This is a genomic window from Sediminibacillus halophilus, assembly GCF_900103695.1.
Classification (GTDB): Bacteria; Bacillota; Bacilli; order Bacillales; family Amphibacillaceae; genus Sediminibacillus; species Sediminibacillus halophilus.
Window position 1 is genome coordinate 137698 of sequence record NZ_FNHF01000003.1, and the last position, 15013, is coordinate 152710.

Here is a 15013-nt window from a genome sequence, read left to right on the forward strand (position 1 = left end):
TCAACTCTTTTCTTTCTGAATAATTTCTTCAGCTGCCTGTTTCCCGCTACTAATAGCTCCTTCTGCCAAAATGGAATGAGGAGAAGCCCAGTCTCCTGCTATATATAATCCCGGGATATCTGTTTTAGAACGGACCAGATTGTGTTCATCCCCAATGCGGGGTAAGCGCTGATTAACAATAATTTGCGGAATATAGCGACTTGTAATCACATGCTTTTGCCATCCTGGCTGCATCTTATCTAGGAATTGTTCAAGCTCATGTTGTACCTTTTTCCTATCTATGTGATCATCTGGATGGTGATATTTAAACACATGCAGAACAGCACTTTTTCCATCTTCAGATAGTCGGGCATAAGTTGAATGTATGGAATAATAAAAGGGGCCGGACAGGCTCATGGCAAATAACCGCTTTGGATTAGGAAGCTGAGACAAAGCAACATCAAGCGTTGCACCTTTTACTGGTGTTGGTTGGGTGATAAAGCTGCTTTGGGGGAGATTATCTCCTAACAATTTAGTAAGCTCGTTAGGACCGGTTGTACAAATCACATGCTTAGCTAGCATTTCCTCGCCCACGGATAGCACTAATTTAAGATGATCAGGTTCATCCGGGACAATTTGTTTTACGGTTGTGCGTGTTTGAACCTGAGCACCTGTGATGACTGCTCTGTTGTGGAGCTGGTCGATAATCGTCTGCCACCCGCCATCAAGATAAAGTACTCCACCCATCACCGTTTTCAAGTGCGATACAATTAATTTTGCACTCACCTTTTCGGGGGCATGACAATACGTCGCAAGTCTGCCTAGAGCATAAAGTAATGACCGAACATTTTCAGATTGTGCTGCTTGCTTCACCCATTGTTCGAATGTTAGTCCTGTTAATTTTTCGGTATCGATACGATTAATTTTCATGATAAACAAGAGCCATTCCATCCGTTCTTTCCAATTTAAAAGACTTGTTGAAAAAATCCCTAGAGGAGTGAACGGTGCAGTATATTCCATATTGTTTTCAACTAATACACCACTTAAATGAGGTGATTTACCGTTAAGTTTAATACCATATTCTTCGAGAAAGGCCTTGGCTTTTCCTTTTTTATAAAAGGCATGGGGCCCAATATTCAAATACTGATCTTTAATCTTGCTTGTTCTAGCTCTCCCGCCAATATTTTTTCCTTTTTCTAATAGTAGGATAGATAAATTATTTTTTGCTAAAGCATTTGCCGCAACATAACCTGCTAATCCACCACCAACAATGACAACATCCCACGTTTGAGTCATAAGATCACCTCCAATTGTGATTTCATACTCAAGACGAGGAAGGATGGAAAGATGTGACAGTGTGTTAAAATTGACTGCAACATAGTGCAAGGAAAGTGAAACAATTGGGGGGATATATATGGAGTTCTTTGGTGGGTTTAGTTTAGTGATCGCTTATCTTATTCTCTTAATACTGCCTGATCATTGGATCGGACTTTTGACTTCGTTTCTTTTTTGTATTTCGGGAGTATTGATTTTAAAGGAAAAAGGAGAACGATGGTTTGAAAACAAATGGTTTAAGGGATATATCTGCGTACTCTTTTTTCTTTTATTAATTAATGTGTCCGGCTTTTTGACGGATATGAAGGAAGATTGGTTTGTGCCTAGTGATGCAGTATATGTTCGTCAATTTCATAATCAATATATCGAAATGTTTTATCTTTTCTTACCTTTTATAACTTTGATTGTGTTTGTTCGTTGTTACTTCTCTTCAAAGAAATATTGGTTTAAAAGGTGGCATTTCACAATATGGGCACTACTACTATTTATTGGTTGCAATATTGCATTACTTAATCATTATCAATATGTCGATGAGACTGCAATACATAGTAAAGGCTTATTCTCATCAACCACGCTTTCATTGGATGAAATAGAAAGAATGGATATAAATCCCAAAATTAAGACGCTATATAACAGAGGTGGTTCTGAAAAAAGTTTTAATTTTGATTTATACTTTGTTAGTCAAGAAGGCAGAGATATAACTTTTGGAAATATGTTCTTAAATGAAAAAGACATCCATGGTGTGGTTATGTTGCTTGATAAGTTAGAGAATAGTAATAGAGAAATAGAGACTGTTGTCAATCGTCCAATGTTCATGTCTTATGAGATGTCGTCTATTCTAGAACAACGATTAAACAGTTTAGATGAAGAGGTAGCAAATCTCTTTAGAGAAAATGTTTTGGTAAGCTATTGAAAATGAAACAAGCTATAGATATCTTGTATAAAGGCATAGCAAACATCTCATAAATCAGACTGAAATTATTCTACGTATGAAAACTCCCCTACCAATTGAACGACGTATGGGGAGTTTGTTTATTTTTAATCTGAGTTCTCCAAAAGATCTTTTCCATAAGTAACAGCATATTGTAGGTATGGTTTTTTCTAGATAAGAATGTATTCAGGTTGAAACAGTAATTTTACATAAGAAGAACATCAACAACTGTTTTAGTAAGTAAAACACTAATAATGTCCGGGTGCATTCGCTACTCAACTAGCCAAAATAATGGGCGCAACAATTGCAACCACTGCAAGTGAAGCTGGTGCGAATTTAGTAAAATCGCTAGGTGCAGATGAAATTATAAATTATAAAACAGAAAATTTGAAGAGATTCTGAAAAACTATGATGCTGTATTTGATACGCTTGGTGGCGAGGCACTTGAGAAATCATTCGAAGTGATAAAGAGCGGTGGAAAAATTGTTTCTGTGTCGGCATTATTTAATGCTGGGTTTGGTAAAGAATATGGTTCTGGATTTTTTAACCACTGTTGTTTTCAGCAGCAAGCTATAAACTTACTGCGCTTGAAAAAAACATCATGCAACCTATACATTTTGTTTATGAAGCCAAGTGATGATAATGCCGCTACTAATTTCGGATTAAGAATATGTCGTGAAGGTTACTATAACTAGAGATAATGTTAAATACTTGAGGTTGATGCAAAAATCATTAATATGCTAATGACAAGGATTCCTAGAATTATACCAATAACTACTGCGCTAAAAAACTAAATACGGGGATAATACATCCCACATAGCCATTAAGAAAGAAGCTATGCTTAAAACAAAAAAGCCAATTGAAAACTTACCAACCACTTTATCCCCTCCTCTTCGTAATTTTAATCACCAATGGAGTGTAAACTGTCAACTCTTAACCCCATGAAAGAGAAATTTTACTCAGGAGACTAAATAGTCTGTTTAGACTTGGAATTAGCTTATATTCTTGCTGCAAATCCACAGCGCTGACCCTCCTTAAAAACTCGTCATATAAACGTATATTTCAGTAAAAAATTGAAGCCCCTCAAATTTATTTCAAAAACAGATTGCAAACATGCACCACCCTCCTCTATAATGATAATGATTATCATTATCAATTAAAAGGAAGGAGGTACATGTTTGCGTACTGAACAAGTAAGCAATGCACGACTCAAGCAAACCTATTATCTGTTTGCCATGATCTTTCTTATTTGCGCAATTGCAATTACCGCTGTTTACTCCGTCTCTATTGGTCAGGTCCCAATTCCCTTCCAACAATCCATGCAAGTGGTGTTACATACCATCACTAATGGGCATCTTGGATCTTTAGAACAAATAGAAAGTGATTCATATATCAATATCATCATGCAAGTTCGTATGCCGCGTGTCCTATTTGCCTTGCTCATTGGTATGGGGCTTGCTCTATGTGGTGTAGTGATGCAGGCCATCGTACAAAATCCACTAGCCGACCCTTACATACTTGGTATTTCATCAGGAGGTTCATTGGGGGCAACCTTTGCTATCCTTGTGGGATTTGGAAGTGGAACGGTATTGGCCCAGTTTGGAGTCGCATTTGGTGCATTCATGGGTGCAATGATTACCTCCGTTCTCGTTCTTGGCATATCAAGCATTGGGGGAAAGGTAACGTCGATAAAATTGGTGTTATCTGGTGTCGTGATCGGCGCCTTATGCAGTTCATTATCTAGTCTGGTCATTTTCTTTGCGAATGATGCCGAGGGAATCAAGAGTGTCACTTTTTGGACCATGGGAAGTTTGGCATCAGCGAGTTGGAGCAAGTTACCTATTTTGACCATTGTTGTACTGGCTGGTTGTATTCTCTTCCTTTTCCAGCATCGTGTGTTAAATACCATGTTATTAGGCGATGAATCGGCCATCACCTTAGGAATTAATCTCAGTGTGTTCCGAAAACTATACATGATCATCGCGGCACTGATCACCGGTACCATGGTTGCCTATTCAGGAATGATTGGCTTTGTTGGTCTGATTATCCCACACATATGTAGGGGATTAGTTGGTTCCGATCATACACGATTAATGCCAGCATCCTTACTCTTAGGAGGCCTCTTCTTGATGTGGGCAGACGTGTTGTCGCGGATACTGGTAGAGAATGTGGAGCTCCCGATCGGCATTCTCACTTCTGTGATCGGTTCTCCATTATTCATCTATATGATCGTGAAAAGAGGCTATAATTTTGGAGGGTAAGCTATGCAGCTGGTAGTGGATCAATTAGAGACAAAGTTGGGAAAAAAGGAAATTGTGAAGAATATTTCATTGCAAGTCAACAAACAAAAATTTGTCGGCGTGATCGGACCGAACGGCTGTGGAAAATCCACGTTATTAAAGAGTATTTATAAAAGCATTCCTCCACATAACGGCAAGGTTTTTTTGGGGGATATCGATGTACTAAACACATCACAAAAGAAGATTTCACAGCAATTAGGCGTCGTCGGTCAGTTTAATGAAATGCATTTTGATTTAACGGTGGAGCAAATGGTGCTGTTGGGCAGAACGCCGCATAAGAAGTTGTTAGAAGTAGATAATCAAGAGGATATCGATATCGTGGAGGAGGCATTAAGCCAAACGAATCTATTAGATTACAAGAACAGAAGTTATTTATCCTTATCTGGCGGTGAGAAACAACGAACCATTTTGGCACGAACCATTGCGCAACAGCCGCAATTTATGATTTTAGATGAGCCAACCAACCATTTAGACATTCGTTATCAACTGGAAATTTTACAATGTGTCAAAGATTTAAAGATTGGTGTCTTGGCGGCACTGCATGATTTAGAGATGGCTGCTCATTATTGTGACTATCTTTATGCAATGCAGAATGGGAAGGTATATGCGGCTGGGACGCCGGAAGAGGTGTTAACCCCGGAAATTATTGGAGAGTTATATCAAATCAAATGTGAAACATATACAAATCCAGTAACGAAACAACTAGGATTTGTGTATCAAATATAGGAGGATGAACATGAAAAAATATTTATATATATGCATGACCGTTATGATCATAAGCCTATTAGCAGCTTGTGGCAATGAAACAGAGAGTAATGCAACAGCAGAAGAGGGGACAGCCGAAGAATATCCCGTAACGATTACCAACTATACCAAAGCGGAGGGTGGTGCGGAATGGGAAGAAAAGGATCAAGTGTTTGATCAAGCTCCTGAACGAATCATGGCTAATACAAGACCAGCTGCCGAATTATTACTGCATTTGGGTTTGAAGGATAAGATTGCGGGTGTTGGTGCTAGTTTTGGTGCTCCAGATTCAACCGTTAAAGAGGACTATCATGATTTAAACATTCTAAGTGACTCCTATGTAGGTAAAGAAGTAGCCTTAGGGACTGATCCAGATTTGATTTTTGGCCGAGGCGGCTTGTTTACGAATGATGAGTGGGGTGTCGGGACGGTAGACTCCTTAAATGAGATGGGTGTGAATACTTATGTGCTGGAGTCCTCGATACCTGGTGCAACATATGAATCGATCTACAAAGATATCGAGCAGGTCAGCGATATTTTTAACGTGCAAGATAAAGCAGAAGCGTTTATTTCACAATTAAAGGAGCAAGAACAAGCTATTCTCGATAATTTATCGAGTATTGAAGAGGATAAGACATTTGTCTATTTACACATGACCGATCCGAATGAGGTATCTGTGTACGCTTCTGGAGAGGAAAGCTTTTTTAATGATGTATTTAGTAAAGTGAAACTCACCAATGCTTTTGAAGGGGAAACAGGCGAGGTAAGCTTAGAAACGTTAATCGAAACAGACCCTGATGTACTGATTATTCCGACTTGGATAGATAATGACCCTGAGAATGCAGAAAAGGTAAAAGAGGGCTTATACAGTAATCCAAAACTATCTAGTATGAAGGCGATTCAGAACGAGCAAGTCTATGCGGTGGATTACAATTACATGTTTGGCTATAGCTACAATGCCTTGGACGGTATGGAAATACTGGCGGAAGAAATGTATCCAGAGTTATTCGAGTAAACTAGTAGGAAGAGTTCCTTTCCTTCTCCTGTTTGCTCCAGAGATTTACGATGTGACCATTATTGGAGCAGGGCCGGCGGATCTTTTCTCTTTTATAGTGGATTGCGTGATGTGAAAACAAAGGTGATCGAGTATCAAGACCTTTGGGCGGCATGGTGCATGTCATCTTGAAAAAATGATTTGGGATATTGGCGCTCTGACACCGGTGTCTGGTGAACAGTTGATAGAAACAAATGATAGAACAGGCAAAAACCTTCGATTCAATGAATGGCTGTAAGGAAAAGGTAACCACGATTGCTCAGGATAAACAAGGGATATTTATTCTTGATACAGCCTCAGGAGAAAAGCAGTATTCCAAGACAATTTATCCTGGCAATCGGAGGTAGTATTCTCAACCCACAAAAACTGGAATAAGACGGGGCAGAAAAATATGAGGTTGCTAATCTTCGCTAAACGATTAAATCACTCCAATGATTTAAAGATAAAACCGTACTTATTTCTGATGGTGGGCATAGGCAGTCGATTGGGCAAATGAATTAGAGTTGATCGCGCCTAAAGTCTATTTGGTTTATCGAAAAGATGCGCTTAATGCTCATTCATTCTGCTAGCACATTTTGATGTAGTGATAGTTACTAGAGATAAAAGTCAAATAAAAAAACACATTAGAAATTTCTAATGTGTTTTTTTATTTATAGATTGCTTTCATTAATCTTTTGAATAAACGATGATAAAATCCTGTTAGTTTCCAAACCTTTACGTCTGACCAAATGTGTTTCCATTAGTCGATATTCTTTCGGTAGGGGGATTGAGTTGTACTCCATTTCTTGCGTTCTATTAATTACAGATTCAGGGAGAACTGCTGAAGCCAAGCCGGATTTCACACAATTTAACAAGGTGTCTAAGGTGCTAACTTCTATAAAATTAGTAGGTTTTTCGCCGTTACTGTCCAACCATTCTACTAAAACCCTTCTAAAAGGGCATCCTTCAGGAAATACTGCCCACGTTTTTGGTGTCTGTTCTGTTTTAAAATCTTTTTTGGTTATTAAACTGACTACGTCTTGAATTGTATATTCGATTTCAATAAAATCGGGTTTTGTTTGGCCTGTTATAAATGCAGCATCTAGTTTGTATTTTTGAATCATTTCTAATAATTTAGGTGATGTTCCTGTAATTAATGAAATTGATACATTAGGATATTGTACTTGAAAGTCAGAAAGTATATTCATAAACTTATTTGATGCAAGAGTTTCAACTACTCCAATAGCCAACTTCCCCCCAAAGTTATCTGTATCCTGAACAGCTGCAATAGCTTCCTTAGCTCGTTTACTTATAGAGGCTGCATGTTCATAAAAAATCAATCCTCTTTCAGTCAAACTAACTCCTTTCGGATGTCTATTATATAGAGTAACCCCTAGTTCGGATTCCAGTTTTTTAATACGGTTCGTGACATTAGATTGTACATAGCCTAACTTTTCTGCTCCTTTTGAAAAATTCCCCTCATCAGCTACAGTTAGAAAAATCTTTAAATCGGTTAACTCCATAATACTCTCCTCATCATTATTGTTGATGGATATATCATTTTTAATCATTTTACTAAATGCCAGTGCATATGTAAACTTTTAATTGCAAGCAAATAAAAAAACAGGAGTGAATATTTAATGTCAAGGTATCCTCATTTATTTTCCGAATATAAGATGGGTTCATTGGAGCTATTAAATAGATCGGTTATATCTCCAATGACCAGAACAAGTGCTCAACCGAACGGGTTAGCTAATGAAAGAATGGCCCAGTACTATTCGCGGTTTGCAAGGGGAGGCTTTTCTTTAATCATCACAGAAGGTACTTATCCTGATTTAGCACATGGGCAAGCTTATGAAAATCAACCTGGAATAGCAACGGAGGAACAAGCCGATGCTTGGAAACCCGTGATAGATGCAGTTCATAATGAAGGTGGTAAAATTTTTTTGCAAATTCAACATGCAGGAGCACTCGTTCAATACAATCGCTATACAAACTATTCAATAGCCCCATCTGCTGTGAAGCCAAAAGGTGAAAAACTTAAAGACCATGGGGGTAGTGGAGAATATTCATTGCCAAAAGAAATAAGTAAAAAAGAAATAGATGCAGTTATCGAGAGTTTTGCCAATGCAGCACTAAGAGCCAAAAATGCAGGATTTGATGGTGTTGAAGTCCACGGAGCTAATGGATATTTATTAGATCAATTTCATACAGACTATACAAATCTTCGTGAAGACGAATTTGGGGGAACCCCTGAAAATCGTGTTCGACTAAGTACTCTAGTGTTAAAGGCTATTCGAAATAAAGTAGGCAACAATTTTGTTATCGGTATCCGTGTTTCTCAAGGAAAAGTGAATGATTTCTTTCATAAATGGAAAGGAGGAGAGGATGAGGCGAAAATAATCTTTGAAAACCTAGCCACAGCTAACCCAGATTATATACACACAACCGAATTTCAAGCAGATAAACCAGCATTTGGAGACCATGGTCATACACTTGCTAGTCTTGCAAAAAAATATGGTAATGTACCTGTCATTGCAAACGGGCAGTTAGGAGACCCCGATAGAGCAGAAGAAATGATAGGTAAAAAAGAAACTGATTTTGTTTCAGTAGGAACTAGTGCATTGGCCAATCCTGATTGGCCACACAAAGTAAAAGATAATCAAACATTATCTAAGTTTGATCATCGTGTATTTGATCCTATTGCGGTAATAAGAAATGAAGAAACATATTAGTAGATAATGTAATATTTAAACTTTATCAAGGATACTCCAGTAGGGGTATCCCTCTACTTAAAGACAGGAGGAATGAAATACTTTATTTCATTTTATTTAGAAGCAAGAATTGTAACCCCTTTGACATTTCAAAAGATTTCTTCCCACGCCGAGCATCACTAAATAGTGTGGCAGCTTCGATTGAAGACTTCCCCTGACTACTTTTAAGACTATCGTTTTGGTTTCATTTTAGTAGACTGACTCATGTGCCCATCTTCTTATAATAATTTCTCATTAGTGGATAACTCCTAAAAGAATGGAGAAAACTTTCCAAGATCTTTTAGGAGTTGTCCGATTAGTTTTTAGGATCCACAAATTTTTCATTTTTAACAGCAATCGCTTCGATTTCAATCAAAGCTTCTGGATGAAATAATCCATTAATTTCTATAATTGAGTCAGCTGGATAAGGATAAGTAAAATATTTCTCTCGCAGGGCCACGATTTCTTCAAAATACCTCATATCTTTCATGAAAATCGTTACTTTTAAGACATTATCAAGCGCAGAACCTCCAGCTTTTAGAACGTTATCAAGATTTTTAAAAGCTAGTTCCGCTTGAGCCATAAAATCTCCTGAATGGAGGAGCTCTCCTTCTCCATTAATGCTCGTTTGTCCAGAAATAAAGAGTAAGTCCCCGATTGTAATTCCTTGGGACAGATTGAATGGTGCATAAGGGTCAGGAGTGATTTGAATTTGTTGCATTTGATTTGTCATGTTTTATTCCTTCTTTCTTTTATAGATCATAATCATTACGGCAAAGCACCATTTCACTCCCTTCCCTATTTAAATGCTTTACATTTTGAGTTTATACCGGAAAATGCATTTAGTAAAATGATTAATAATAATAATGCGATCATTTTTTATGATGCCTAGAAAAGACCCTATTTAACGATGGTGACAGATTTGGTACTAAAAGTAAGGGGTTTTAGGTACAGGTGATTCATTATAACTTGGGGTCTGACTGTTGGGTAGGGAAGAAAGTTAACTGTTGTCTATTTTATATATTGATTTGTTTAGCAAAATGGAATTATGGATGCGCAGGTTAAAATTCTAACACCCGTGATCCTCCTTGTATTGATACACATTTACAAATAAAATTTGTGGAAATGTAATCGTTGTTTCTGATGGAGGCATCCATTTTTTTCTTTTTGAATCCTTATAAATCTTTTATACCTTCATAATGAATAAAACAGTGAGCGATTGGGGTGTGGGGATACATGATAGAGAGGTAGAAAGGAAAAGAACGGTTTAACGTATCGGAGGACGGGCCTTACGTTTTTATAACAAATTACAAAGGAAGCCGCAACCAATCTCCGTAAGAAGTGTCTAGACCCTTGCAACTACTTATACAAAGGCCTTTAATTCTAAAAGCGAGTTTTCTATCGGGAAGGGTTTGAGCCCTCATAAGTTAAGGCATACATTTGCAAGCGATTGGATTAAAAAAGGTGGTAACTTGGTATTGCTTAGAGACCAATTAGGTCATAACACTATTGAAACGAATTCAAAATATACCAATTTGTCTGCAGAGGAAACAAAAAAGTGATGAAGAAAATGGACGAATCAAGAAGTATGCACAATTAAATCCTTTCAACATACCTTATTGATACAGGCACTCATAAAAAACATGGTTATCATCTGCATTTTTACGTTGGAAGTAGAATAAATTAATTATCTTAAATTTACTCTTTTTTGACGGCATTAGTTACATGTCCAAAAAAGTTATTGAGGAATCATAAAGTTGTAACTGAGGAAATTAAAGTTAATAAGTGAGAAATAAAACTATACTGTTAGCTATATTAAAGAAGCATGTAAAAAGAGACAGCAAGAAACTGTCTCTTTTTGTATGTTTAGAGAATTACCGATGATTCATCTCATTCGGATGCGGACCTTTCCTTCTGTCCAGGTTAAGGCTATTAATGCTTTCCATTTCTTCATTGGTTAGCTCGAAATCAAAAACGTTAAAGTTTTCTTCGATTCTGGAAGGCGTTACGGATTTAGGAATAACGATCGTGTTGTTTTGCAGATGCCAGCGCAGCACTACTTGAGCTGGTGTTTTGTCATGGGAGGCTGCAATGTTTTTGACGACATCATCTTTTAGGATTTCTCCGCCTTGTTCTAATGGGCTCCATGCTTCCACAAAGATGTCATGCTTGGCGGCGAACTCTTTGATGTCGTTTTGGGCAAGATGTGGATGGCATTCAACTTGGTTTAGAACAGGCTTGACGTCGCATTCGTCTAGCAAACGTTGTAGATGTTCAATTTCAAAGTTGCACACGCCAATCGCTTTGACACGGCCGTCGTTATAAAGCTTTTCCATCGCTTTATATGTGTCCACATAGTCATCATATTCCGGTGTCGGCCAGTGAATTAAGTATAGGTCAACATAGTCCAGGCCAAGTCGTTCCAGACTTTCATCAAAGGCACGCAAGGTGTTTTCATAGCCTTGATCGCTATTCCAAACCTTTGTCGTGATAAACAAATCTTCGCGTGGAACGGATGATTCCTTGATCGCCTTTCCTACACCTTCTTCATTTTTGTAGATCATCGCGGTATCGATAGAGCGATAACCAACTTCAAGCGCTTTGGATACAGCTTTTGCTGCCTCGTCATTTTCTACTTGCCATACTCCGAATCCGAGCTGGGGCATTTTCAATCCGTTGTTTAAAGTAATATAGTTCATTGGTTCACTCTCCTTTTTTATTTACCGTAATACTTTTATAAAGGGAATGCAATTAATCTAACCGGGGAATTGCTTTTATATTCTTTTCGGTATGTGTTATTGATCCAAGTGTTTTCCTTAGCACTGACAATCTTAATGCCCTATAGTGCTAGTGCCCTCTAATCGGCCGATAAGGTGGATGATAACCAGCTACATTTTTCCATAATATGTATATAATTCTCGGAAGTAAAATGATATAGTTAAAGGAGGTAACAATTGGCCACCCTTTTAGAGAAAGCAGAACAACTCTTCTATGATAGGGATTTGCCAAAAGAACAAACGACCGAAACATATGGTGGAGAAAGTGAACATTGGAAAGTCATGGATTACACCATAAAAGCGAACCCGGCATTGTTCCGAACCTTTGCAGGAAGAATATATATGAAAGGCCAGGAATTGTATCAGGCGAATTATTTCAAATCTAGCGTCCACGTTGTGGTGGATAGAAGGGACGACATCCCGCTTCACGAACAAACATTCTCTACTGAAGGAGAAGATGTGGATCCCGGCGACTTGGAAATCTCCGAGCAATCGACCGGGGAGTTCTCGGCAGAATGGGAATCCTATCAAAATAAACGAGGGGAACCGCTTGCCATCGCGGATATTTCGGAGGTATACATCATCGTGGAGTGGAGAGGCGTAAAGGAAGAGGACATACATGAAGAGAGAATTTCATTGCAACCTGTAGAGGAGCAAACATAATCGCTGTCCTTCTGAAGAAGGTTTTTTCTAGTAAACTAGAACGCTATCAAGAGCTGGTCATTGGATAGATGGATAAGGAGAATGTCGGATGGTCTTAATATACAGTATCACGCTTGATGATATGATCGCGTCGCAAAAAGAATCCTTGGCAAACTCGAAAATGCATACCAAAAGGAAAAAGAGCGGTACGACGATTTTTCCTCTATTTGTTTTTCTTTTCCCGTTATTAATGTTAGGTAGATTTCCTCTTATGAGCGAGGCACTGCTCGCATTTGCTATTGCCTTTAGTGTATCTTTAAGTTTTTCATCATTTTATGATTTGTTCACAATGTTTAATGTCAAAAGGCTATATAGAAAGGTGAAGCCTGTTCATTTAGGGGATTATGAAGTGGTTATCACGGACTCTGGCATTGAAAGAACATACAGATAATTTTCATCATCGTTATTCATGGGATGAATTTGAAAGATTCGGTGAAGATGAACACCATTTTTTCCTTTACGTATCAGAAATATTTGCCATTATTTTAAAGAAGGAACCTTCCAATTTGAGTGCTGTGGAGCGAGGGGAGTATCAAGGCTACTTGAGAGAGAAAATACATAAAATAAATGAAAGAAATATCTCGTAGCTCGAACTATTGGCTTGATATCCTTTGTCTCCTGTTAAAAGGAGCCCCCTCCGTAAAAGAAAAAGTGCATCCTTGGGAATATCCAGGATTGCACTTTTTCTTTTGCTTTTTCGAAATAAACTAAACCTTTTTAAAACCTATCCCGTCCTATTGATGAGGTGAAAAAATGGATGATCAGGAATTAGAATTCGAAGAAATAATGGACCGCTATGGTACAGATATTAAGAGGATTGTCTACATGTATGTTAGAGATTATTCATTAGCCGACGACATTACGCAGGAAACCTTTATCAAGTGTTTTACACATTACCACCAATTTAGAGGGGACTCGCTAAGGAACTGGCTGATCCAAATAGCCGTCAATCGCTCCAAAGATTATTTGCGGAGTGCATATAAAAAACGGACCTTATTAGGAGACAGTCTGATCAATTTACTAAAAAGCCCCTCAGTAGAAACAAAGGTACTTGAGAAGAGCATCGAGGATGATGTGACAGCATGCCTTATGAACCTTCCTGTTAAATATAGAGAAATCATTACATTGTATTATTATAAAGAGCTGACGATTAAGGAAATATCCGACACATTAGAGAAGAATGAAAACACGATAAAGTCCCGGTTGAGAAGGGCTAAAGACTTATTAAAGAAAGAGGTGTCCAAGAATGGATGATGAATTCTTTCAGTCATTAAAACAAAGAATGGATAACTCTTCAGAGTTAACAAAAGTCGAATTCACAAAAGAGAGTAAAGAGCGGGTCCTGGAAAAATTACATCGTACAAATGATGAGAACCTTCAGAAACGAAATCGTTGGAGAGGACCAATAAGTTTTGCTCTTACGGCAATCTTGTTGCTGGGTACTGGTTATTTTGGATTGGGCGTCATAAAGAATGGTAATCAATTCAACTCTTCTTCCGAAAATAATCCATCAATTAGTGAGAAGAACGATTCTTCCAACGAGTCCAACAAGGAAGAAAGGAACCAGTTAACCAAAAAAGCTATCAAGAAGCTTATGATGCATGCAGAGGAAAATTTCACGACAGCAAAAGGCGAATTCACCTATCACCGGAGCAGTGTAGATTTGAATGAGGAAGTTCAGTTTAAGCTTAGTTTGGAGGACCCATTTGGGGGTTATGCCACTTCTCGAAGCAATCATGAAGGGAATGAAAGCAGTTACTACTTTAATGAGGATTATATTTGGGAGGTAGATGAGTCAGACAAAACTTATTTTAAGGCGGATAATCAGGATGTGGAACCTCTTTTAAAGCCTGTTACACAATCGATATTCCCTAGAAAAATGGCCATAGACTATCTTGCAAGCATGGATTTGTGGTCGATTGAGGAGCAGAATGCAGAGCTAAATGGCAGGGAGGTCTTTATCATCGCAGGTGAGCTTAGTGATTATGGAAAGGAGTTAAATGCAGCAGATTCTTTTCGTTTTTGGGTGGATAAGGAGACCGGAATATTAATCCAATATGAAATATATGGTATGGACGGAGATATCATTGATTCGCTTTATACGAAAACTTTGGAAGTAGATAAGGATTTAGAGGAGTTCGATTATGAGCCAGATTTAAAGGGTTACAGGTCTTTGGATTAGTTAACGCGTTTAAGATTTTAGGAGGTATGGGCATCAAGGAAAAGAAGAAACATGGAAAAGTTATGTATTTTTAACACTTAGCGTTTTAGTTTTCCTCTCCATGGTTCTCTCAGAAACAATTGCAACCGTAACGGCTGATAAAATTGGTTCCATATTAGTTTGGTTCATAATATCAGGCACAGTTGTCTCGGTTATTTTAACCATATTCATTTTTAAAGATGATAGGGATAAGAAAACTATACCAGTGACCGCCCTTGTTTTAACACTCTTAAATATC

14 protein-coding genes and 2 pseudogenes are annotated in these 15013 nt (G+C 38.0%); 12 read left to right on the top strand and 4 right to left on the bottom strand.

From position 1 onward, the window contains the following. The gene (locus BLR82_RS11260) at positions 1–1275 is read right to left on the bottom strand and encodes a phytoene desaturase family protein (RefSeq protein ID WP_074599402.1); all 1275 of its coding nucleotides are present in this window, start codon (positions 1273–1275) and stop codon (positions 1–3) included. A gap of 118 nt (positions 1276–1393) precedes the next feature. Between BLR82_RS11260 and BLR82_RS11265 the strand changes: the two genes are divergently transcribed. From BLR82_RS11265 to BLR82_RS21320, 6 genes and pseudogenes are all read left to right on the top strand, one after another. After that, positions 1394–2227 carry a hypothetical protein gene (locus tag BLR82_RS11265; RefSeq protein ID WP_074599404.1) on the top strand — a complete coding sequence of 278 codons (834 nt, stop codon included), beginning with the start codon at positions 1394–1396 and terminating at the stop codon, positions 2225–2227. Positions 2228–2506: 279 nt separating this feature from the next. Next, a pseudogene (locus BLR82_RS21315) lies at positions 2507–2898 on the top strand (zinc-binding dehydrogenase); the annotation flags it as partial. 582 nt (positions 2899–3480) lie between these two features. Next, positions 3481–4506 (top strand): FecCD family ABC transporter permease, encoded by a 1026-nt coding sequence (locus BLR82_RS11280; protein WP_074600057.1) that lies wholly within the window; start codon positions 3481–3483, stop codon positions 4504–4506. A 3-nt stretch (positions 4507–4509) separates the two neighbouring features. Continuing rightward, the gene (locus BLR82_RS11285) at positions 4510–5271 is read left to right on the top strand and encodes an ABC transporter ATP-binding protein (protein WP_074599406.1); all 762 of its coding nucleotides are present in this window, start codon (positions 4510–4512) and stop codon (positions 5269–5271) included. Positions 5272–5281: 10 nt separating this feature from the next. Then, positions 5282–6304, top strand: a complete 1023-nt coding sequence (locus BLR82_RS11290) for an ABC transporter substrate-binding protein (protein WP_074599408.1) — start codon at positions 5282–5284, stop codon at positions 6302–6304. A 28-nt stretch (positions 6305–6332) separates the two neighbouring features. Continuing rightward, positions 6333–6900: pseudogene (locus BLR82_RS21320) on the top strand (NAD(P)/FAD-dependent oxidoreductase); the annotation flags it as partial. 93 nt (positions 6901–6993) lie between these two features. Here BLR82_RS21320 and BLR82_RS11295 read toward each other — a convergent pair. Next, positions 6994–7845: a LysR family transcriptional regulator gene (locus BLR82_RS11295; protein WP_074599410.1), complete on the bottom strand. Its 852-nt coding sequence runs from the start codon at positions 7843–7845 to the stop codon at positions 6994–6996. 117 nt (positions 7846–7962) lie between these two features. On the opposite strand from BLR82_RS11295, the gene BLR82_RS11300 reads away from it, so the two are divergent. Continuing rightward, entirely contained in the window at positions 7963–9057 is a 1095-nt protein-coding gene (locus BLR82_RS11300; RefSeq protein ID WP_074599412.1) for an oxidoreductase, read from the top strand. Between the two features lie 334 nt (positions 9058–9391). Here the strand turns inward: BLR82_RS11300 and BLR82_RS11305 are convergent, their stop codons facing one another. Further along, on the bottom strand, positions 9392–9808 hold the full coding sequence (locus BLR82_RS11305; RefSeq protein ID WP_074599414.1) for a RidA family protein: 417 nt from the start codon (positions 9806–9808) through the stop codon (positions 9392–9394). Positions 9809–10475: 667 nt separating this feature from the next. Between BLR82_RS11305 and BLR82_RS21610 the strand changes: the two genes are divergently transcribed. After that, positions 10476–10637, top strand: coding sequence for a tyrosine-type recombinase/integrase (locus BLR82_RS21610; RefSeq protein ID WP_083334824.1), 162 nt, complete (start codon positions 10476–10478; stop codon positions 10635–10637). 312 nt (positions 10638–10949) lie between these two features. Here BLR82_RS21610 and BLR82_RS11320 read toward each other — a convergent pair whose 3' ends face one another. Further along, on the bottom strand, positions 10950–11774 hold the full coding sequence (locus tag BLR82_RS11320) for an aldo/keto reductase (RefSeq protein WP_074599419.1): 825 nt from the start codon (positions 11772–11774) through the stop codon (positions 10950–10952). Positions 11775–12029: 255 nt separating this feature from the next. Between BLR82_RS11320 and BLR82_RS11325 the strand changes: the two genes are divergently transcribed. The 4 genes from BLR82_RS11325 to BLR82_RS11345 all read left to right on the top strand — a co-directional run bounded on the left by BLR82_RS11325 (position 12030) and on the right by BLR82_RS11345 (position 14736). Next, complete coding sequence (locus BLR82_RS11325; protein ID WP_074599421.1) at positions 12030–12515, top strand: hypothetical protein; 486 nt, start codon at positions 12030–12032, stop codon at positions 12513–12515. 383 nt (positions 12516–12898) lie between these two features. Then, positions 12899–13141: a YcxB family protein gene (locus BLR82_RS11335; protein WP_083334825.1), complete on the top strand. Its 243-nt coding sequence runs from the start codon at positions 12899–12901 to the stop codon at positions 13139–13141. Positions 13142–13307: 166 nt separating this feature from the next. Next, complete coding sequence (locus tag BLR82_RS11340) at positions 13308–13808, top strand: sigma-70 family RNA polymerase sigma factor (protein ID WP_074599428.1); 501 nt, start codon at positions 13308–13310, stop codon at positions 13806–13808. Beyond that, positions 13801–14736 carry a hypothetical protein gene (locus tag BLR82_RS11345; RefSeq protein WP_074599430.1) on the top strand — a complete coding sequence of 312 codons (936 nt, stop codon included), beginning with the start codon at positions 13801–13803 and terminating at the stop codon, positions 14734–14736. Before BLR82_RS11340 ends, BLR82_RS11345 begins: the two co-directional genes overlap by 8 nt. Positions 14737–15013: the final 277 nt, after the last annotated feature.